This is a genomic window from Fontimonas sp. FW305-C-3, from assembly GCF_058783185.1.
Genome location: NZ_JBYSYK010000004.1, coordinates 197,162 through 215,896, shown reverse-complemented (window position 1 = coordinate 215,896; position 18,735 = coordinate 197,162). Strand labels below are relative to the sequence as shown.

Genomic DNA, 18,735 nt, shown 5'->3' with positions numbered 1-18,735 from the left:
GTAGTGGATCGGCTGACTAGAGTAAGGCTGCCGCGCTGACGGTGAAAGCAGGCATCGTGCAATGCGCCGCGCACTGGAGAAATTCGTTGCCGTCACTGGGCGCTCGCCGTAACATGCACTGACGTTGTCTGCTTGGACCGCATGGCTTGCATGGATTCTGTTCAGTGATCACTACTCGACGCCGTTTTTCCCTTCTTTCCGCGTCGCTGATGATCGGCCTGATGGCTCAGCTGGGCAGCGCGAGTGTCGCCGCCAATCCGGCCGACGACTCGCTCGACGAATTGCCTTCCGAGCTGAACGGCACCGCGGTCGACATCGGCAATTCCGCAGCGCCGCCGGCACCCGGCGCGCGTCTCGACGCTCTGTCCAATATCGATTTCCCGGCCCTGCCCGTCACCGGCAACGACGCCGCCATCCCCGCCCCGGTCGACGCTCCGTCAGCTGGCGCCGGTACCGTCACGCTCGCGCCGCCACCGCCGCCGCGCGTCAGCAACGACAAGCAGTTTCCGCGCTACGAAGCCCTCAATCCGGCGGTCGCCTTCTGGAAAAAGATCTTCGGCGAGTACTCGACGCTGCAGACGGTCATTCACTCCACCGAATACCCGCACAAGGTGCTGCGCGTCCTCGACTTCCGCAGCGAAGCGGCGTCGATGTCGGAAGTGGCGCTGTATAACTACCGCAAGCGCGCCGAGTCCGAAGCGCGCGGCGCGATGGAAAAGCTGATCGGCGGCATCGAAGCGCGCCGCTCGAACCCGGGCTCGATGAGCGCCGAAGAGCGCCGCGTGTTCGCGCTGTTCTCGGATGTCAGCGGCAACCCTTTCCCGCGCATCCGCGACACCCTGCGCACCCAGCGCGGCCTGCGTGAGCGCACCGAGGAAGCGCTGCGCGTCTCCGACAGTTATCTGCCGTACATGGAGCAGATCTTCTCCGGCTATGGCCTGCCGAAGACCCTGACGCGCCTGCCGCTGGTGGAATCGAGTTTCAATCTCGCCGCGTACTCGAAGTCCGGCGCCGCCGGCATCTGGCAGTTCATTCCGTCGTCGGCAAAAATCTACATGCGCCTCAACGAGGTCGTCGACGACCGCCGCGATCCCTGGACCTCGACCGACGCCGCCGCCCGCCATCTGCGCGACGACTACGCGATGCTGCAGGACTGGCCGCTGGCGCTGACTGCGTACAACCACGGCCGCAACGGCATCAAGCGCGGTCTGGCCGCGACTGGCGGCAAGACCATCGTCGACCTGATCAACCACTACGACAATCCGCGCTTCGGCTTCGCCGGCAAGAATTACTACGCGGAATTCCTCGCGGCGATCGACGTCGAGCGCGACTGGCGCAACCGCAAGGACACGCCGGCCGGCCACTCGCCGCTGAATTTCGAAGTCGTCGAGACCAAGCATTACGTTCCCTACGACACGCTGCGCCGCCTCTGCGGTGCCAGCGACGCGGCGTTCCAGCGCCTGAATCCCGCGTATCGTCCGGAAGTCATCAACGGCAAGCTGTTCGTGCCGCCGGGCCATCTGATCCGCGTGCCCGCCGGTGCGGCGCGCAATTTCGAGGTCGCGTATTCGCGCCTCGGCGCCAACGAACGCTTCGAGAAGCAGCGCGTGTTCTATCTGCTGCACAAGGTCCGCAAGGGCGACACGCTGGGCCGCATCGCCAAGGAATATCGCGTCTCGCTGGCTGCCGTGCGCGGCGCCAACGACATGAAGAAGACGGCCAACTTGCGCATCGGCCAGGTGCTGAAGATTCCGCCGCACGAGGAATCGCGCCCAGGTCCGATCAGCGTCGCGGTCGGCGAATCCAAGCCGAGCCAGACGCTGGAGCAGCGTGTCGAGGAACGGCGCGAATCCGGCCAGAAGAGCTACACGGTGCGTAGCGGCGACACGATCAGCTCGATCGCCCGCCGCTTCAGCGTCAGCCAGGATGCGCTCAAGCTCGCCAACGATCTGCGCACGGCGGCCATCCGTGTCGGGCAGAACCTGACGATTCCGTCCGGTGCCGACGTCGTCGCCGTCGAAGCGAGAACCGCGCCGTCGTATCGCCGCCACAAGGTCAGCAGCGGCCAGACGCTGATCTCCATCGCGCGCCGCTACAACGTCAGCGTCAACGATCTGCGCAGCGCCAACGACATGGGCAAGTCGAGCGCGATCAAGGTCGGCCAGACGCTGAAGGTGCCGACGACCTAGGGCCCTTTGACGCCCATTGGCCCTAGACGAAGTACGCGAACACAAAGATTCCGAGCATCACCAGCGACAGCGCGAGCTTCGTCAGCGTCCCGAAAAGCAGGCCCATCCAGGTCGCGATACCGACATTCGCGGCCTGGCCCATGCTCTTGCGCGCGCTGAGTTCACCGAGCACCGCGCCGACGAAGGGGCCAAGCACCAGACCCGGCAGACCGAAGAACATGCCGACGATGCTGCCGAGCACCGAACCCCAGATCGCCTGTGGGCTGGCACCGACGCGCTTGGCCCCGAGCGCCGAAGCGATGAAGTCCACCGCAATCCCGATCGCGACGATCACCGCGAGGACAACCAGCGTGCTGATGCTGACGCGCGAGTAGCCGTCGATCCAGGCGCCCAGCCAAAGTCCGCCGAACAGCAGCGGCATGCCCGGGATCGCCGGCAGGATGGCGCCAGCGAGGCCGGCGCCGACTATGACCAGCACCGCAAGCCACAACAGAATCAAGATGATAGGGTCCATCGACGCTCTCTGAGGGAAGCCTGGACAAGCCTTGTGCCTGCCAAATGCAAGTCATCTCGAGAAGATTCATCACTAGATGAATCGGCTCATTGCGCACTGCACAAAAATCCTTACACTCGATTTCAAATGAGAAATCCACCGTATACGGCACGCCGATTGCTGAGGCAGCGCCACAGGGACCTGGATAACGCTGGCGATTATCGGACCTGGCGGGAAATCTCGCTTGAGCTCGACCGTCTGGAAGGCAGTGAAGCCTGGAAGCTCGACGACACCAGCGAAGATTTCGACTACCTGCTGATCAAGGAACGCCTGGCGGAGCTGCGCCGTCTGCGCGCCACCGGCGATGCGCGACGCCTGGCTTTCGACCTTTCCGAAGGCCTGCACGGCAATCTCGGCAATGTTTCCTCCCCGCGCCTGTACAGCGGTGCGCGTGTCGGCACCAAGGTGCTCGTCGAAGAGTACGTCCGCGAGGTGTCGCGCTGTCTCGATTTCATCTGCGCCGGCGATTTCCCCGACTTCGGCCTCGAAGAGAAGATGCAGTTCTTCAAGCGCACCGCGGGCACCTTTGGCCGCTCCGCGCTGATGCTGTCGGGCGGCGGGACGCTGGGGCTGTTCCATCTTGGCGTCATCAAGGCACTGCACGACGAGAACCTGCTGCCGCGGGTGCTGTCGGGTTCGTCGGCGGGTTCGATCATCGCCAGCACGGTCGGCGTTCGCCTCGATCACGAGATCAGTGAGATCTTCGCTCCGGGCGGCCTCAATCTCGATGCCTTCCAGTCGCTAGGCCTGCGCGAAGCGCTGAAAGGCGGCGCCATGATGGACAGCGGCCAGCTTGAGCGCTGTCTGAATCAGAACATCGGCTCCTACACGTTCGCCGAAGCTTTCGATCGCACCAAACGCATCGTCTGCGTCACCGTCTCGCCGGCCGAACTGCACCAGCAAGGCCGCGTTCTCAACTACCTGACGGCACCGCATGTCCTGATGAGCCGCGCGGTGCTGGCGTCTTGCGCAGTGCCCGGCGTATTTCCGCCGGTGACGCTCGAAGCGCGCAACTATCAGGGAACGATCGGGCCGTACATGCCGGGCAAACGCTGGGTCGACGGCTCGCTGTCATCGGACCTGCCGATGCTGCGTCTCGCGCGCCTGCACAACATCAATCACTACATCGTCAGCCAGACCAATCCGCACATCGTGCCGTTCATGGCGCAGCTCGACCGCGAGAGCGCCGGGCGTCGCGGCGTCGCACCGCTGGTTGCCGATCTGCTCAAGTCCGGCGGCACCGGCGCGCTGCGGCTGGCGCGCAAGCATCTGGATCCGTTTGGCGGCGGGCGCGTGCTCGGCAAGCTCGACAACGTCATCCGCCAGCGTTACTCCGGCGACATCAACATCTATCCGCGCAATACGCCGCAACGCGTGCTGCGCACCTTCAGCAATCCACTGGCCGAAGACATCCAGCGTTACATCCGCTCCGGCGAACGCGCGACCTGGCCGAAGCTCGAACGCATCCGCAACCAGACGCGCATCTCGCGTACGTTCGAGGATTGCCTGCGCCTGTTGAAGTCCTGCGAGCACGAACTGCTGCAGCAGCGCACCGCACCGACCCGCGAGCGCAAGCGGCGTCTGGCGAACTAGGGAACCTCTGAACAGGCGTCGCGAGCGAACGCGGCGCGTAGCCCGGGTAAAACCCGTGGTCTGCGCCTGTAGAGAATGCGCGAACCCGGATTGCATCCGGGCTACGGGCTTTGCCGACCCGCAAGCGCAAGCGCCGTCTCGCGAACTAGAACAGCCGGGAGCCGCGCTCCCGGCGCCAGCGGTTTCCGCTCAGCCCTGTTTCGCCTTCAGCAGGTCGCGGATTTCGGCCAGCAGCTTCTGATCCGCCGTAGGTTCCGTCGGTGCGGCCGCTTCGGCGTGCTTGAGGCGATTGATGCCCTTGACGACGACGAAGATCGCGAAGGCGATGATGATGAAATCGACGGTGGCCTGGACCAGCTTGCCGTAGCCCAGCAGCACTGCCGGCTGATCGCCGACCGCGGCCTTGAGCGTGATCGCCATGTCGGAAAAATCGATGCCGCCGACCAGCAGACCAATTAGCGGCATGACGACGTCGGCAACCAGCGACGAGACGATCTTGCCAAAGGCCGCGCCGATGACGACACCGACGGCAAGGTCGACGACGTTGCCGCGCACCGCGAACTTCTTGAACTCCGAAATCACGCTCATCCGCCTGACTCCTTTCCTTGAATGGGGGATTTCGATTGTAACCACAGTGAATCCGCGAGCTGCATTTTCAGAGGGGCAGGCAGCTCGGCAGGCCGGTCGCCAGCGTCGGGTAGCGTGGTGCAAAACCGAGCTCGCGCCGCGCGCGGTCGATGCGCAGCCGCTTGGACTCTTCCATGTACGACCACATCGCCGGCGTGAAGCGCTGCTGCGCCTCGCTGCGACCGATCTGTTCCGGCGCGGGCAGGCCCAGCAGCTGCGCGCATTGCAGGAAGTAGTCAGTCATCGTCGTCGGATCGCCGTCGGCGATGTTGTACGCGGCGCCGGCGCTGCCATGTCGTGCGGCAAGAATCGCCGCGGTCGCAAGGTCGTCCGCATGCACGCGATTGCTGTACGGCGCTTCACTCGTCGCCATCAGGGGCTCGCCTGCGCGCAGGCGCGCGAGCGGCAATCGCCCGGGACCGTAGATGCCGGGCACGCGCAGAATGATCGCAGCGCTGCCGCGCTCGGCGGCCCATTCATGCAGCGCCGCCTCGGCATCGACGCGCCGCACCGAGCGCGCGGCCTGCGGCTTCAAGGGTTCCGACTCGTCAATCCAGCGTCCATCGCAATCGCCATAGACACCCGATGTCGAGATGTAGATCAGACGTTCGATGCGGCCTTGCTGAGCGGCCAGCCAATTGCGCAGGCGCAGATCGCGCTCGCCATCGGCGCGCGGCGGCGCGAACCAGAACAGCCAGGGCCAGTCGCCGACGCTGCGCGGCTCATCGAGATCGGCAAGCTGCGTCCCCGCGCCGAGCGCATTCAGCACCTGCTGCTTCTGCGTCGTGCGGACGATTGCGCTGACCTTGCCACCCTCGCGCAGCAGCTTTTCCGCGACACGCAAACCGATGTCGCCGCAACCGGCGATCAGGCTGTGCGGCGGAGTCGCTGCGACCTCTGTATCGTGATCGTTCATGAGCCATCAAGTGTATATGGACGGCCGCCCGGCGCCGTTCAGCGTTGCCGACGACGAGTCGATTCTCGATGCCGGCCTGCGCCAGCAGATGATGCTGCCGCACGGCTGCCAGTCCGGCAGCTGCGCCTCCTGCCGTGTGCGGCTGCTCAAGGGCGAGGTGCGTTATCCCTTCGAGCCTCCGGGCCTTTCGGCGGCCGAGGTCGAAGCCGGCTTCATCCTGATGTGCCTCGCCAGACCGACCAGCGATCTGCTGATCGAGCTCGATCAGCCCGCGGACGCCGCGAGCCTGAGGCCGCAGCAGATGCCTTGCCGCGTGCAGACGCGCCGCTGGCTCTCGCACGACGTACTCGGCCTCACGCTCAAGCTGCCGCGGCGCAATCCGGGCGATCCGGCGTTTCGGTATCTGGCTGGCCAGTACATCGACCTGCTGCTCGACGACGGCCAGCGGCGCAGCTTCTCGATCGCCAATGCGCCGAATGGCGAAAGCCTGGAACTGCATATCCGCGTGACGCCGAATGGCCGCTTCGCGAACTGGGCCGCGCATGAGATGCCGGACCGCGCGATCCTCCGCTTCGAAGGCCCGCTCGGTGCGTTCTATCGGCGCGAAGATTCGACGCGACCGCTGCTGATGCTCGCCGGCGGCACCGGCATTGCGCCGCTGCATGCGATGCTCGAACAGCTGCTGCAGCACGGCGCGCCGTCGCGCCCTCTCTGGCTGTACTGGGGGGTGCGCGCGACGGCCGATCTCTACCTACATGATCGGCTGACGCAATGGGCTGCGCAGCACGCGGACTTTCACTACTGCCCTGTCCTGTCGGCGCCGACGGCGGAAGATCTGGCGACCAACGCCCATGCGCGCGGCTGGGTGCATGAAATGCCGCTGCGGCATCATGCGGATTTGCAGGCTTTCGACGCCTACATCAGCGGACCGCCGCCGATGGTGCACGCCGCCAAGTCAGCCTTCGTCGCAGCCGGGCTTGCGCCCGAGCATCTGTACTACGACAGCTTCGAGGACGCCCACACGACCTGGCCGGGCAAGGCGCCCATCTAGCGAATCGTCGCCGCAAGTTCCAGACCGCGCCGGTAGAAGGCCTGCGCTTCGGCTGGGTTCTGGCTCTGCTCCGAGACCTTGGCGAGTTCCAGATAGACCTCAGCCGTCGGCGCGATGCGCTCGACCGCGTCCAGATAGCTGCGCGCCTTGCCCCACAGGCGGTTGCGCAGGCAGACGCGCCCGGCAGCCATCAGCAACTCGACGCGTTCGCCGTACTTGCCGAGCCACTGCTCGATGGCGGCCAGCTGCCCTACAGTGTCGCTCGGTTCGAGTTCGCCGTAGAGCGTGACCAGTCCGGCATCCCATTCCTTGTTCAGCACGGCGGTCGCCAGCGCCAGCGCTTCCGGCTGCGCGTTGAGGCGTGCCAGACTGCGCGCGTACTGCAGCCTTACCTCGGGCCATTGGCGCGCATCGGCCGGCGTATCGCCCCAGATTGCCTTGACCTGATCGAGCTTGGCTTCGGTTTCCGCCTCACGCAGACGCGCGACCAAGGCCTGCGTCAGCATCTCGCGACGGCGCGGCGCCGCAACGCCGGCAGTGCCGATGTCGCTCACCAGCAGCTGCCGCAGCGGCTCCCAGTCGGCCAGCCCGAACAGCGCCTCGGCCTGCAGCTCGACGGACAGCAGATGTTTCGGCTCCAGCGTGCGCAGACGCTGCGCCACGTCACGCGCCAATGCGAACTCGCCGCGCTCCAGCTGCAGGCGCGCCTGCATCAGCAACATCGCCCGCTCGTGCGTTGGCGCAATGCCGGCCGCAAGATTCAGATAGTGATCGCGCCGGTCGCCGGCACCCATGCGCTGCGCGGCGCGCGCGGCGGACAGGTAGTTCAAATGGCCGGCGTGATGGTCCGCGGCGCGGCGCACGAGTTCGATCTCGGCACGCTTCCAGTCGCCTTCGAGCAGATGCAGCATGCCGGTCTCGAACGAACGCTGCGCGCGATCGCGCCGCCGACGCTGCGCCATGCCACGCAGCGCGGCCGGCAGCCGCACACTACCGACAATCAGGCGCAGCAGCAGCCAGCTGCCGACCACCGTCAGCGCCAGGGCGAGCAGCAGGCCGAGCAGAGAAGTCTCGAGTATCCAGCCGCGGAAACTCACCAGCACATAGCCGGTTTCATCGTGAAGGTAATACGCCGTCGCCGCACCGATCGCGAGGGCGACAACCATGATCAGCCACTCGCGGATCATTGCGTCTGCACCTCGGCGAGGCCGCGCAACAGACCGAGGCTGCGGCTGATGTCCGGCAGCGGTGGCGACAGCTGCAGTTCCTGCAGGCGCTGCAGATCGGCCTGCGCGGCAATCACCGCCGGATCGTCCTTGCGGAAATAATCCTCAAGCCAGCGCGAAGCGGAAACGCAGATCTCGCGCAGACTGGTGGCATTGCGCCGCAGCAGCGCAAGCCGCGCGGCTTCGAGCTTGAGCGCCAGCATCTGCCGCACGAGATCCGACTGTTCGACGCTGAGCAGCTGCGGCGACGGTCCATCGGCACGCCGGATCGTAAATGCGCTGGCGACCGCCTGCTTGACCGCCGCCCAGGCCCGCGCCCAGGCACCGGCAGTCTCGGGCAGCGCCACGGCTTCCGGCGCGCTGGCGGTGAAGTGTCCCGGCGCCTGCGCAGACAGCGGCAAGCGCGAGGTCCGCTCGATCAGTCCGGACAGCATCAGTGCCGCACCGACCTCGTCGACCGCGGGCACCGCCTGCAGCGCCGCGCGTTCCTGCGCGATCGCCTCGCGCACGGCGAACATGCGCGGGTCCTTCAGTGCGGCGAGTCGCGCGTCGGCCGCTTCGAGCGCAGTGATCGTGGCGGGAACTTCGCGACCGACGACGAGGCGATCGTTCGCCAGCATCAGCAGTTGTTCGACAACCGCGAGCTGCACACGCACGCGACCGCCGCCGAGTTCCTCGCGTAACTGGCCGACGGCCTCATCCTGCGCATCGAGACGCTCGTTGAAACGGGCGACATCGCCGGCGGCGCGCTGCTGCGACGCCAGCAGATCCGAGGTGCGTGCGCGCAGGCTCTCGGCATTCGTTGCGGCACGCGCGACGGACTGTTCGAGCGCCGCGATGCGATCGTCGCGCTCCTTGAGCATCGGCATCGCGCGCCGATGCAGCTCGAATCCGGCGGCGCCAATGATGGCGAGCACGACGATCGCCCACAGCAGACCGCCGAGGAATCCGCCGCGCCGCGACTCTCCGCGTTCCGAAACCTTGGCCGGCGCTTCGTCCGGCACTTCGCGACCGCCGTCGCTGCCGCTGTCCGCATTCGGAACGGTGACGGCCGGCACCGGCGTCTGGTCGGTGGCGCCTGCGCCGAGCGCAGCCGCTGCTGCATCGGGCTGTGTTGACGGGTCGTTGTTGTTCGGATCGGTCATGCTGATGGAGTCCTGCCGCGACCGCTCCACCATTGCTGCAGGCAATGCAAGCAGGCGGTATCGAGCATCTGGTCGGTTACGAGGGGGGCGACTGTGAAGCCGAATTTGGATGCCTGTTCTACCACACGCTGACTTGGCACAACCAGCTGCGTGGCGAGCAGTGCGTTCAGGCCGGGTTCCGCAATCCGCGTCACCAATTGCTGCAGTGCCTCGCCGTTGGTCACGACAATGGCCTGCACCGCAGCCAGACTTGCCTGCAGATGTTCGGGCGCATACGGCAAGTTGACGCGCCGGTACACCGCAAGCCGCTGCAATTGTGCGCCGCGTGCGCGCAGCGTCTGTTCGATGCTGTCACGACCGCCTTCGCCGCCGATCAAGGCGACGCGCTTGTCGCGCACATTCTGCAGATCCGGCAGCGCCAGAACACCTTCGCTGTTGTGCTGCACGGGAACGATGACGGCCGGCGCTCCGAGCGCCGACAGCGCAGAGGCCGTCGCCGGCCCGACTGCGATCGTCAACGGCCAGCGCGTGCCAAACAGTCCGCGTGCGTGACGCACGGCGTTGGCGCTGGTGAAAATCCATACATCGGCATCTTGCGCAGCGCCGAGTTCGCGGTCGAGCTGCATCGACTGGCGCGCGGGTTCGATGGATTGCAGCGGCAGGCGGATCACCTGCGCACCCTGCTGTTCGAGCAGCAGACACAGCGCCTCGGCCTGCGCCGCCGGTCGCGTCACGGCGACGCTGAGCCCATTCAGTAACTTTGCGGCGGCGGTGCTCATGGCGCGAAGCGCTGCCTGGCCGTGCCTTTCAGACCTGAATGCCCAGCGCGCCGAGGATGTCGCGCGCGCCACGCTGCAGCAGCCGCTCGGCCAGGCGGATGCCGAGCGCGGCGGCTTCGGCGGTCGGCCCGCTGATGCTCTCGCGAACCTGACGCGAGCCATCCGGCGCGCCCACCAGGCCGGTCAGTTGCAGCGTGTCGCCGTCGATGACGGCATGCCCGGCCACCGGCACCTGGCAAGCACCGCCCAGGCGGGAATTCATGGCGCGCTCGGCGGCGAGCCGGATCGCCGAATGCGGACGATTGAGCGGTTCAAGCAATGCGCGGGTGCTGGCGTCGTCGCTGCGGCATTCGATGCCGACGATGCCCTGGCCGATCGCCGGCACAAAGCGATGCTGGTCGAGACGCTCGGCAATGCGCGATTCGAGTTCGAGGCGGATCAGCCCGGCGCAGGCGAGCAGGATCGCGTCGTACTGGCCTTCGTCGAGTTTGCGCAGGCGGGTGCCGACGTTGCCGCGCAGATCGGAGATCTTCAGATCCGGACGCAAGCCGCGCAGCTGGGTCTGCCGGCGCAGGCTCGACGTGCCGACATGCGCGCCCTGCGGCAGCGCATCCAGCGACGCGTAGCGATTCGACACGAAGGCGTCGCGCGGATCTTCCGGCTCAAGGTAGGCGCTGAGACACAGCCCGTCAGGCTGCTGGACCGGCACGTCCTTCATCGAATGCACGGCCAGGTCGGCGCGGCCCTCGAGCATCGCCTGCTCGAGTTCCTTGACGAACAGGCCCTTGCCGCCCGCGGTCGACAGCGGCGCATTGAGAATCTGGTCGCCCTGCGTCGTCATCGGCAGCAGCTCGACCTGCAGATCCGGATGCAGCTGCCGCAACGCCGCCTGGACGTGGCGAGCCTGCCACAGCGCAAGCGGCGATTCACGGGTGGCGATACGGAGCGTCTTGGGAGCGGTCGTGGTGTTCACACCCGCATTTTCACACGACGCGCGCCGCCGCGCTTCTCAGGTGTCCGTCATGAAGCGACGCACTTCGGCCAGGCGTCGGCGCGACACCGGCAGCGGTTCGGAGACGTGCTTGAGCTTGAGCCAGTGGTGCTGGTCGCCATGGCGGTCGCGCTCGAGCCCGGCGATAAAGCGCGTGTTGACGAGCGCCTTGCGGTGCACGCGCAGGAACAGCGGTTCGAGATCGACTTCCAGCGTCTTCAGCGATTCCTCGATCAGCACTTCGCCATGCAGATGGCCGACCGTCGTGTATTTGTGGTCAGCAAGGAAATACAGGATGTCCGGCACCGGCACACGGACCAGACCGTCGCGGGTCGTCGCCAGCACGAATTCGCGCTTGGGAGTGCCGCTGGCGGCCTCCACCGGCTTGGCCTTGTGCGCGCGGGTCGGCTTGCGCACGCGCTGCAAGGCATCGCGCAGCTTTTCGAGCTTGACCGGCTTGAGCAGGTAGCCCTGCGCGCTGGCATCGAAGGCAGACAGCGCATGCTCGGCATAGGCCGTCGTGAAGATCACCGCCGGCGGCACGTCCATTTCCGACAGCTGGCGGGCGACCTGCAGGCCGTCCATGCCGCCCATGCGGATGTCGAGCAGCACCAGATCGGGCTCCTCGTCGTCGACGACATCGAGCGCGGATTCGCCGTCGCCGGCCTCGCCCACGACTTCGTAGCCGGGGAATTCCTGCAGCAGACGGCGCAGGCGTTCCCGGGCCAGCGGTTCATCATCGACTATGACCACACGCATCGATCTTCCCCTCTTGTAATGTCGTGGGCTTGCGCCCACTCGGTCAACTCAACGGCACTTCGCCACGCGATCCCCGCGGCAGCACAAGACGTACCCGGAACACGCCGCCTTCGAGGCGCAGGTCGCGGCCCATTTCCAGCCGCGCGCTGTCACCGTAAATCAGGTTCAGTCTTTGGGCAATGTTGTCGATCGCGACCCGGTTGCCCTTGCTGGGGATCGCGTCGCCATCCGCCATCGGATTGCTGACCTCGATGACCAGTCGCTCGAAGATGCGCCGCGCGGCAATCCGGATCAGGCCGCCGGCGGCGAGCCGCGAAACCCCGTGATGCACCGCATTCTCGATGACCGGCTGCGCGACCAGCTTGGGCACCGACCAGTCGAGCAGGTCTTCGGGGATGTCCCATTCGATCTTGAGCTTGTCGCCCAGGCGCAGCTTTTCGATGCGCAGATAGGCGTTGCAGAGAGCGATCTCCTCGACCAGCGGCGCGAGCTGGCCGCGGCCTTCGAGGCTGGCGCGGAACAGGTCGGACAGATCCTCGACCATCATTTCGGCGTCGTTAGGCCGGACCTGGATCAGCGCCGCGAGACTGTTCAGGGCGTTGAACAGGAAGTGCGGTCGGATACGTGCATTGAGCGCCTGGTAACGCGCCTCGCCCTCGGCCTGGACCTGCGCCGCCCACAGATTGCGCAGCCAGAAATAGCGCAGCAACAGCATCGCCACGACGGCGGCGATGCAGGTATGCCGCAGCACAAACGCCGCGCGCGACTCCGACTGCAGGATGAAACTCCAGTTCAGCCAGCCGCTCATGGCATGCGCGGCCGCGGCGATCAGGCCGACGATGAGCACCATCATCGCCCAGCAGACGAAGAACACGACGCCCGGACGGGCGTCCTTGAGCCAGCTGCGCGCCGAGCACAGCGCGGCGGCGGAGCAGAGGCTGATCCATTGCAGATACAGCGACAGCAGCAGCAGCCGCTCCAGTGCGGCAGGCCCGCGCGCGCCGCCGCCCAGCGTGAAGACGATGGCGACCAGCTCCATGGTGAAGGCCAGCGCCAGCACGCCGCGCCCGCCGCAGAAGTCGGGGATCAGCGTATATGCAGGTGCCGTGGGTGGCCGGATGCGTTGCACTTGAAAGCCAGTTTCCGTCTGTCTGGCCGCAATGAGGCCGCGGCTAGCTTCGCAAGCAGCGGTCATTCCAGCAAGGCAGCCCGTCCCCCGCCAGCTGCCGTCCGGCGCCCCGGCACCGACCGCCACGCCTATATAATTCGCGCCTTTCCTGCCTGTGCCATCTAAGTTCTAAGCCATGTCCAACTCCGGCAACCAGAAGCTCTGGGGCGGTCGCTTCGCCGAATCCACGTCCGCGCTGGTCGAGCAATTCTCCGAATCGGTCAGCTTCGACGCGCGCCTGTACCGCCAGGACATCGCCGGCAGCCAGGCGCATGCGCGGATGCTGTGCAAGGTGGGCGTGCTGACCCAGGCCGATACCGATGCGATCGTCGCCGGGCTGGACGGCATCCGCGCCGATATCGACGCCGGCAAGTTCGAGTGGAGCACCGCGCTCGAAGACGTCCACATGAACATCGAGGCGCGCCTGACCGAGCGCATCGGCGACGCCGGCAAGCGCCTGCACACCGGCCGCTCGCGCAACGACCAGGTCGCGACCGACCTGCGCCTGTATGTGCGCGACGTGATCGACGATCTGTGCGTGATGATCGACCGCGTTGCCGACGGCCTGCTCGATCTCGCCGAGCGCGAGGCCGACACCGTGATGCCCGGCTTCACCCATCTGCAGATCGCCCAGCCGGTCACCTTCGGCCATCACATGCTGGCCTGGCGCGAACAGATGCTGCGCGACCGCACGCGCCTGCTCGACTGCCGCAAGCGCATGAACCTGCTGCCGCTGGGCGCGGCCGCGCTGGCTGGCACGGTCTATCCGATCGACCGCCATTTCGTCGCCGGACAGCTGGGCTTCGACGGCGTCACCGAGAATTCCCTGGATACGGTGTCGGATCGCGACTACGCGATCGAGTTCTGTGCGGCGGCGAGCCTGATCCTGGTGCACCTGTCGCGCTGGAGCGAGGAGCTGATCCTGTGGGCCTCGCCGATGTTCGCCTTCGTCAACCTGCCGGACCGCTTCTGCACCGGCAGCTCGATCATGCCGCAGAAGAAGAATCCGGACGTGCCGGAACTGGTGCGCGGCAAGACCGGCCGCGTGATCGGCAACCTCAACGCGCTGCTGGTGCTGATGAAGGGCCAGCCGCTGGCGTACAACCGCGACAACCAGGAAGACAAGCCGCCGCTGTTCGACAGCGTCGATACCGTCAGCCTGTGCCTGCAGGTCTATGCCGAGATGATTCCGGCGATTGAAGTGCGCCGCGACAACTGCCGCGCCGCGGCGTCCAAGGGTTTCTCGACGGCAACCGACCTCGCCGATTACCTGGTCAAGAAGGGCCTGCCGTTCCGCGATGCGCATCACGTGGTCGGCAGCGCGGTGGCCTACGCCGGCCAGAAGAACTGCGACCTGCCGGAACTCAGCCTTGAAGAGCTGCAGAGGTTCTCACCGCTGATCGCCGCCGACGTCTACGAGCGCATCACGCTGGAAGGCTCGCTCGCCGCGCGCAACCACTACGGCGCCACCGCGCCGGCCCAGGTGCGCGCCGCAATCGCGAGGGCGCGGGCCGCGCGCTGAAGCCGGCTTCTGGCACTGCGGTCCGATCTGACCGCCGTGTCAGATATTTCAGTCTTCGCACGTCATTGCCTGTTGCGCTGACAGGCGCGGGGCTATGCTCCGCCGCCCTGCACTCGCCGCGACCCGGACTGCCATGACGACGATCTCCCGCTTTGCTCTGGCCATCGGCCTCTGCGGCCTGCTCGCCGCCTGCGGCTCCGACGACAAGGCCGCGGACGCAGTCAGCGCGCCGGCGGTCGACAAGGCGATCATCTTCAACGGCACGATTCCGGCGGCCGACGGCGAGACGATCGGCATCACCGTCTACCAGCCGGCGCTCGCCGCCAACCAGGCTGCGCCGCTGGTGATCCACGGCCATGGCTTCGGCCTGTCGCGCAACAAGAACTTTGAAGGCGGCAATCCGATCGGCGCGTTTCTCGGCGCCGACGTCACCAGCGATGCCGGCCGCAAGGCCTGGAACAGCGGCTACTACGTCATCAGCTTCGACCAGCGCGGCTTCGGCCAGTCGAGCGGGCCGATCACGGTCATGGACCCGGAGATCGACGGCCGCAATGTCTCGACGATCATCGACTGGGCCGAAGAGAACCTGCCGCACCTGGCGCGTCGCGGCGGCGATCCGGTGATCGGCGCGGTCGGCCTCAGTTACGGCGGCGGCTTCCAGCTGATCGGCGCCGGCGTCGATCCGCGCTTCGATGCGCTGGTGCCGACCGCGACCTGGTCCGATCTGCGCTACAGCCTCGCGCCGGGCGGCGTGCCGAAAACCATCTGGCTCGACATCCTCGCCGTCGCTGGCGGCGCAACGGCCGGCTTCCAGTTCGAGCCCTTCGTCTATACCGCGCTGCTGCAGGCGACGCTGGGCACGGTCAGCCAGGACACCTACGACAAGTTCCTTGAGCGCAGCTTCCTGTCGTTCTGCGGAGGCAACCGCGCCGACGGCCGCGGTGTGCCGCAGGTCGACGCCTTCTTCGTGCAGGGCGCCAATGACATCCTGTTCAACATGAACGAGGCGGCGGCCAACCTTCAATGCCTGCGCAATCAGGGCCGCGACGCGCGCCTGCTGGTGCAGACCAACGGCCACATCATTCCGGCACTGCAGGCCGCCGGCCGGCAGATCCTGTTCGGCGTCGATGAGACCATCACCTGCGGCAGCCGCAGCTACGACACCGCCAGCATGATGGTCGACTTCCTCGATCAGAAACTGAAGCGGCTCGCGCCGGGCACCCAGACCCCGCCCGACCTCTGCGTTTCGCTGACGCCGGAAGAAGGTCTGCTGCTGCCGTTCCTGCCCTACGGCGGCGATGCGATCACGTTCGGCGACACGCAGGTCATCCCCGGCGCCGTCGGCCAGGTCGTCAACCTGCTGCGCAGCCTGCCGCTGCAGACCCTGTATGCCAGCCTGACCGGCCTGGCGCCGGAAGCGCTGCGGGTCATCTCCGGCGTGCTGCTCAATCCGCCCGGCAGCAATCTCGGCTACACGCAGGATTTCCTCGCGCTGCTGCCGCAGATCGTCAATCTGCTGCCCTACGAAACGCTGCAGCAGCTGACCGCCACGCCAGTCTACGTGCCGCTGCACACCGTCACCCGCGCCGAAGCGCTGGCCGGCATTCCGCAGGCAACGCTGCACTTCTCCGGCGGCGCCGGTCAGCCGCCGATCTTCGTCGGCCTCGGCCTGCGCAAGCGCGGCGAGACCGATCCCGCCGCGATCAGCGATCAGGTCACCCCCGTGCGGGCAAACGGCGATCTGCAGCTCGATCTGGTCGGCGTGCGCGCCGCGCTGAACCCGGGCGACGAAATCGGCCTGCTGCTGTACGGCTTCCATCCGTACTTCCTCAACAACTCGATCCTGTCGCTGGCCCCAGTGCCGGTGACGGTATCGGGCGAGGTCGCACTGCCGTTGCTGAATCGCTAGCCCGCAGCGCGGCAGAACCGATAGAATCCAGCGCCGCCGTCCCGTACGGCGGCGTTTACTCCCCATTTTGCACAGCCAGCTGCTGCCAGCGTGCTCTCCTCGAAGGATCCATCGATGAAGCACTGCACACGGCTGTTGCCTGTTGTATTCCTTGCCTGCGCGTCTCCCACCCTCCTCGCCGCGGAGGCGGACCCGCTGCAGACCGCCGCCAGCGAGCCGACCAAACTGTCGCCGGTCACCGTCGAAGCCAGCAAGGAAACGGGCCCGACCTACAGCATCGACACCGCGAGCAGCGCGACCAAGACCGGCACGCCGCTGCTGGAGACCCCGCAGTCGATCCAGGTCATCACGCGCGCGCTGATCGAAGACCAGGACGCCCGCATCCTCGACGACGTGCTGCGCAACGTCGCTGGCGTGATGCCCGGCGGCTACTACGGCGACTATGACTATTTTCGTATCCGCGGCTTCGACGCCAGCGGCTACGCCTTCCTCGACGGCCTGCCGATGTCGAAGGGTACGGTGACCAACAACAAGGAAATCTTCGGCCTCGAAAGCGTCGAGATCGTGCGCGGTCCGGCAGCCGTGCTGTATGGCGCCGGCTCGCTCGGCGGCCTGGTCAACCTCGTCAGCAAGCGGCCCCGCGAAGAGAACTTCGCCGATCTGGAAATCTCGACCGGCCGTTATCTCGATGTCGAACCCGCGATCGACGCCGGCGCGGTGCTCGCCAAGGGCCTCGCGGTGCGCGTCAACGCGCTGTACCGCGATGAAGGCAGCTTCACCGATTTTGGCGAACGCCAGCGCTTCTACATCGCGCCGTCGCTGAGCTGGCAGATTGCCGACAGCACCGACCTCACCGTCCTCGCCAGCTACACCGACAACGAAGACAAGCTCGGCTTCCCGCTGCCGGCGGAAGGTACCGTGCTGCCGAATCCCAACGGCAAGATTCCGCTCAGCCGCTACATCGGCGATCCCGACCAGCCGATCCGTATCCAAGACGAAGTCAGCAACCTCGGTTACCAATTCACGCATCGCTTCTCGAGCAGCTGGTCGCTGCGCCAGAACGCGCGCTACACGAAGGCCGAGCAGATCTGGGACAACGTGACCTATCCGGGTGCGCTGCTCGACGACAAGCGCACGCTGACGCGCTACCCGCTGTTCCTTGACGGCAATACCGACAACTGGGACATCGACACTTCAGTGATCGGCGAGTTCGACACCGCTGCGGTCAAGCACCGCCTGCTGATCGGCATCGAGCGCTACGAAGAAAACTCGTTCAATGCCTTTGCCTATGGGGACGACCCGGAAGGCACCGGCTTCCCGATCGATCTATTCGATCCGGACTACAGCACCACGCTACCGCTGCGCCCGGCCGACCTCGGTCCTGGCTATCGCACGACGACGGCGCAGACCGGCATCTACGTGCAAGACCAGCTGAGCCTCGCCGCCTGGACGCTGACGCTCGGTGCGCGTTACGACGAGTCCGAAGTGGATTCCGGCGCTGGCCCCAACCGCGACTACGACGTGACGCCACGCGCCGGCGTGACCTGGCAGTTCCTGTCTGGCCTCGCCGCGTACGCGAATTACAGCGAGTCGTTCCTGCCGCAGTCCGGCCAGCTGCTCGGCGGCGGCAATGCCGAGCCGGAGACCGGCGACAACCGGGAAGTCGGCCTCAAGGGCGAACTGCTCGACGGCCGCCTGCTGTTCAGCGCGGCGATCTACGAACTGCTGCGCCAGAACCTGACGACCGCGGTGCCCAACCAGCCGGATGTGGTCGTGCAGACCGCCGAGGCGCGCAGCCGCGGCTTCGAGATCGACGGCAGCTACGAGATCCTGCCCGGCTGGACCACACAGCTCGCCTACACCTTCATCGACGCCGAGACGACCGAAGAGCAGACCCTGTACGGCGTCACCACGCCCGAGGGCACGCGCCTGATCAACGTGCCGAAGCACATCGCCAGCCTGTGGTCGCGCTACAACATCCAGACCGGCGCTTTCGCCGGCCTCGGTGCGGGCTTGGGTCTGCGCCACTACGCCGACCAGTCGGGCGACACCAACGACACGTTCTCGCTGCCGGAATACACCCTCGTCAACGCGGCGCTGTACTGGACGCGCGGCCCGGTCCGCGTGCAGGCCAACCTCAACAACCTGTTCGACGAGGAGTACTACGTCGGCTCCTACGATGCGCTCTACGTGCTGCCCGGCACGCCGCGCGAATGGACGGCGAGCCTGCGTTACAGCTTCTGAGCCTGCGATCCGCACCGGGCCACCCGCGACGGTGGCCCGGTTGCGCAGGACGCCGGTGAATCT

At 66.4% G+C, this 18,735-nt stretch carries 15 protein-coding genes; 6 read left to right on the top strand and 9 right to left on the bottom strand.

Translation table 11 applies throughout. The features are described 5' to 3' along the window. Nucleotides 1-221: 221 nt before the first annotated feature. The gene (locus AC3WUF_RS16430; protein WP_492427557.1) at nucleotides 222-2,189 is read left to right on the top strand and encodes a lytic transglycosylase domain-containing protein; all 1,968 of its coding nucleotides are present in this window, start codon (nucleotides 222-224) and stop codon (nucleotides 2,187-2,189) included. A gap of 22 nt (nucleotides 2,190-2,211) precedes the next feature. Here AC3WUF_RS16430 and AC3WUF_RS16425 read toward each other — a convergent pair whose 3' ends face one another. Further along, nucleotides 2,212-2,703 carry a DUF456 domain-containing protein gene (locus tag AC3WUF_RS16425; protein WP_492427555.1) on the bottom strand — a complete coding sequence of 164 codons (492 nt, stop codon included), beginning with the start codon at nucleotides 2,701-2,703 and terminating at the stop codon, nucleotides 2,212-2,214. Between the two features lie 126 nt (nucleotides 2,704-2,829). On the opposite strand from AC3WUF_RS16425, the gene AC3WUF_RS16420 reads away from it, so the two are divergent. Beyond that, nucleotides 2,830-4,335, top strand: a complete 1,506-nt coding sequence (locus AC3WUF_RS16420) for a DUF3336 domain-containing protein (RefSeq protein ID WP_492427554.1) — start codon at nucleotides 2,830-2,832, stop codon at nucleotides 4,333-4,335. A gap of 189 nt (nucleotides 4,336-4,524) precedes the next feature. On the opposite strand, the gene mscL is transcribed toward AC3WUF_RS16420, so the two are convergent. Both mscL and AC3WUF_RS16410 read right to left on the bottom strand, forming a co-directional pair. Next, nucleotides 4,525-4,923, bottom strand: coding sequence for a large-conductance mechanosensitive channel protein MscL (mscL, locus tag AC3WUF_RS16415; protein ID WP_492427552.1), 399 nt, complete (start codon nucleotides 4,921-4,923; stop codon nucleotides 4,525-4,527). Between the two features lie 67 nt (nucleotides 4,924-4,990). Then, nucleotides 4,991-5,878, bottom strand: coding sequence for an SDR family oxidoreductase (locus AC3WUF_RS16410; RefSeq protein WP_492427550.1), 888 nt, complete (start codon nucleotides 5,876-5,878; stop codon nucleotides 4,991-4,993). Between AC3WUF_RS16410 and AC3WUF_RS16405 the strand changes: the two genes are divergently transcribed. Then, complete coding sequence (locus AC3WUF_RS16405; protein WP_492427548.1) at nucleotides 5,877-6,929, top strand: 2Fe-2S iron-sulfur cluster-binding protein; 1,053 nt, start codon at nucleotides 5,877-5,879, stop codon at nucleotides 6,927-6,929. The genes AC3WUF_RS16410 and AC3WUF_RS16405 overlap by 2 nt on opposite strands. Here AC3WUF_RS16405 and AC3WUF_RS16400 read toward each other — a convergent pair. The 6 genes from AC3WUF_RS16400 to AC3WUF_RS16375 are packed head-to-tail and all read right to left on the bottom strand — an operon-like array spanning nucleotide 6,926 to nucleotide 12,958. Further along, nucleotides 6,926-8,116 carry a heme biosynthesis HemY N-terminal domain-containing protein gene (locus AC3WUF_RS16400; RefSeq protein ID WP_492427546.1) on the bottom strand — a complete coding sequence of 397 codons (1,191 nt, stop codon included), beginning with the start codon at nucleotides 8,114-8,116 and terminating at the stop codon, nucleotides 6,926-6,928. The two genes, AC3WUF_RS16405 and AC3WUF_RS16400, sit on opposite strands and share 4 nt — an antisense overlap. Further along, nucleotides 8,113-9,300 carry a uroporphyrinogen-III C-methyltransferase gene (locus AC3WUF_RS16395; RefSeq protein WP_492427544.1) on the bottom strand — a complete coding sequence of 396 codons (1,188 nt, stop codon included), beginning with the start codon at nucleotides 9,298-9,300 and terminating at the stop codon, nucleotides 8,113-8,115. The genes AC3WUF_RS16400 and AC3WUF_RS16395 overlap by 4 nt, the downstream gene beginning before the upstream one ends. Next, entirely contained in the window at nucleotides 9,297-10,079 is a 783-nt protein-coding gene (locus tag AC3WUF_RS16390; protein WP_492427542.1) for a uroporphyrinogen-III synthase, read from the bottom strand. The genes AC3WUF_RS16395 and AC3WUF_RS16390 overlap by 4 nt, the downstream gene beginning before the upstream one ends. A 28-nt stretch (nucleotides 10,080-10,107) precedes the next feature. Next, nucleotides 10,108-11,052, bottom strand: coding sequence for a hydroxymethylbilane synthase (hemC, locus tag AC3WUF_RS16385; RefSeq protein ID WP_492427540.1), 945 nt, complete (start codon nucleotides 11,050-11,052; stop codon nucleotides 10,108-10,110). Nucleotides 11,053-11,088: 36 nt separating this feature from the next. After that, a complete protein-coding gene (locus tag AC3WUF_RS16380) occupies nucleotides 11,089-11,829 on the bottom strand; it encodes a LytR/AlgR family response regulator transcription factor (protein WP_492427538.1) in 741 nt (246 codons plus the stop codon). 43 nt (nucleotides 11,830-11,872) lie between these two features. Continuing rightward, a complete protein-coding gene (locus AC3WUF_RS16375) occupies nucleotides 11,873-12,958 on the bottom strand; it encodes a sensor histidine kinase (protein WP_492427536.1) in 1,086 nt (361 codons plus the stop codon). Nucleotides 12,959-13,133: 175 nt separating this feature from the next. Between AC3WUF_RS16375 and argH the strand changes: the two genes are divergently transcribed. The 3 genes from argH (at nucleotide 13,134) to AC3WUF_RS16360 (ending at nucleotide 18,672) form a co-directional block, all read left to right on the top strand. Further along, nucleotides 13,134-14,519 carry an argininosuccinate lyase gene (argH, locus tag AC3WUF_RS16370; RefSeq protein WP_492427534.1) on the top strand — a complete coding sequence of 462 codons (1,386 nt, stop codon included), beginning with the start codon at nucleotides 13,134-13,136 and terminating at the stop codon, nucleotides 14,517-14,519. A 133-nt stretch (nucleotides 14,520-14,652) separates the two neighbouring features. Beyond that, nucleotides 14,653-16,428, top strand: coding sequence for an alpha/beta hydrolase (locus AC3WUF_RS16365; RefSeq protein WP_492427532.1), 1,776 nt, complete (start codon nucleotides 14,653-14,655; stop codon nucleotides 16,426-16,428). Nucleotides 16,429-16,542: 114 nt separating this feature from the next. After that, nucleotides 16,543-18,672 carry a TonB-dependent siderophore receptor gene (locus AC3WUF_RS16360; RefSeq protein ID WP_492427530.1) on the top strand — a complete coding sequence of 710 codons (2,130 nt, stop codon included), beginning with the start codon at nucleotides 16,543-16,545 and terminating at the stop codon, nucleotides 18,670-18,672. Nucleotides 18,673-18,735 lie beyond the last annotated feature (63 nt).